Origin of the sequence: Campylobacter sp., from assembly GCF_017646085.1 — a bacterium.
Classification (GTDB): domain Bacteria; phylum Campylobacterota; class Campylobacteria; order Campylobacterales; family Campylobacteraceae; genus Campylobacter.
Map to the genome: position 1 here is coordinate 1 of NZ_JAGCNF010000092.1, position 2,269 is coordinate 2,269.

Here is a 2,269-nt window from a genome sequence, read left to right on the forward strand (position 1 = left end):
GCGGAAGTCTTGTTGGGCCACTTCTTGATTTTGGAAGAACATATAATAGCGTTGAGATTGCAAATTTAGAACAAAACGCATCATTTTTAGCCTATGATAAGGCAGTTAAAAATGCTTTTGGCGAGATTAGAACTGCACTTGATAGTAGAAAAAATTCACTTATTAAAGCTCAAAGTAGTGCAAATTTGGTAGCAAGCCAACAAAAAGTTTATGATATAGCCCAAAGTCGCTATGATGCTGGATATAGTAGCCATCTAGAGCTTTTGGACTCTCAAAGAAGTTTGTTATCAGCAAAGCTTAGTTTAGCAAGTGCAAATTTAGAGGCTGTAAATAGTGTAGTTGCCGTATTTAAGGCCTTTGGTGGTGGATTTGAGTATGAGAGCGATGAGGAAACTAAAGAGCTTTTGGGCATAAAGGCGAATTCGCAAAATTAAATTAAATTTCAACTAAATATGCTATAATTGAGCCATTTTAAATTTTTTTAAGGAAAAGAATTGGATAGTTACCCCATTTTTATGATATTTTTGGCGGCTGTTTTTATATTTTTAAACGGCTTTTTTGTATTGTCTGAATTTTGTATTGTCAAAGTTAGAAGATCACGCCTAGAAGAGCTTGTTAAGGAGCGTCGCCCAAATGCCAAACTAGCTCTTAGAATGTCAAATTCCCTTGATACTTATCTTAGCGCTACTCAACTTGGTATCACTCTTAGTTCGCTAGCACTTGGTTGGCTTGGCGAGCCAGCAGTGGCTGATATCATCGAAGAGCCAATTAAAACAATATTTGGTATCGATAATGAAACTACCTTGCATACGATTTCGTTTGTGATTGCATTTAGTTTTATTACGCTTTTACATGTGGTGCTTGGGGAGTTAGTACCAAAATCAGTAGCCATTGCAAAAGCCGAACAAGCTGCTTTGATAATTGCTAGACCGTTATACTTTTTTTGGGTTATATTTTTTCCTGTTATTCGCACATTTGACTTTGTTGCGGCAATGTTTTTAAAACTTATTGGAATTAGGCCAGCTAGAGAGAGCGAACTAGCCCATTCTGAAGAGGAGATTAAAATCATCGTTGGTGAGAGTTTAAAAGGCGGTGTATTAGATAGCATGGAGAGCGAAATAATCAAAAATGCTGTAGATTTTAGCGACACAGTAGCCAAAGAGATTATGACGCCTCGTAAAGATGTAATCTGTTTGAATAAAAGATTGAGCTTTGAAGAGAATATGAGAATCGTAAGCCAAAGCAAATATACTAGATTTCCATATATAGATGGTAGCAAAGATAGCGTTTTGGGTATGATTCACATTAGAGATATATTACAAAATGATCTAGATGGTAAGATAGAAAATCTTGATAAAATAGTAAGAAAGCTTATTATAGTACCTGAAAATAGTTCAATTTCAAAAATTCTTGTAATGATGAATAAAGATAGAATCTCAGCTGCGCTAGTTGTTGATGAGTATGGCGGAACTGCTGGATTAGTAACTATGGAAGATATCATTGAAGAGATCGTAGGCGATATCAATGATGAACACGATGATAAAGATCAAAGCTATAAAAAAATCTCCGATGATACGTATGAATTTAATGGTAGATTCGAGCTTGAGGGCGTTGAGGAGATTATGGGAATTCGTTTTGATGAAGAGACTGAGCAGCTTACAATTGGCGGATATGTCTTTAATCTATTTGAACGTTTACCAGTAGTTGGTGATACTATAGAGGATCAAAATTGCTTATATGAAGTTATTAAAATGGATGGAGCAAGTATCGGAGCTCTTAAAGTTACACTACTAAGCTCAAGTAACGATGAAGAGGATTTTGATTAATAATCATCTTTAATATTTTAGCAATAAGTAAAATTGATAATTAAATTTTCTTATTGCTTTTTCCTTTAATTACATCCGTTTTTCATTTTCTTTTTACTTTATTATAATCCAATACAGTATATAAACCAAAAACCATTAAATTCACTCTTATCCCCTAGCCAACCTACTAAATATTCTAAAACCCACAAATTTAATTACACCCCCATAATATTTTAATATTTCACCAATTCTAATCCAAATTCGGCTATAAAAATTATAAAATACCCAAGTCATAAAACTACAATATCTAATCTAAATTTTATAAATTCATCAAATTTATTAAAAAATTTACAATATTTTCTTCAAATTTATCAAAATCCCCCCCCCATATAAACTTTTTAATATTTGGGTCGATATAATAAAAACACCCCCTAAATGGATTTAAGTTTTATAGGGAAATCTTA

General features: G+C 33.1%; 2 protein-coding genes. Both read left to right on the top strand.

Annotated features, from left to right (window positions below):
* On the top strand, nt 1–434 hold a 434-nt coding region (locus J6V67_RS04880; RefSeq protein ID WP_291859580.1), incomplete at its 5' end, for a TolC family protein.
* Nucleotides 435–515: 81 nt separating this feature from the next.
* Entirely contained in the window at nt 516–1,826 is a 1,311-nt protein-coding gene (locus tag J6V67_RS04885) for a hemolysin family protein (RefSeq protein ID WP_291859582.1), read from the top strand.
* The last annotated feature ends 443 nt before the right edge of the window (nt 1,827–2,269 follow it).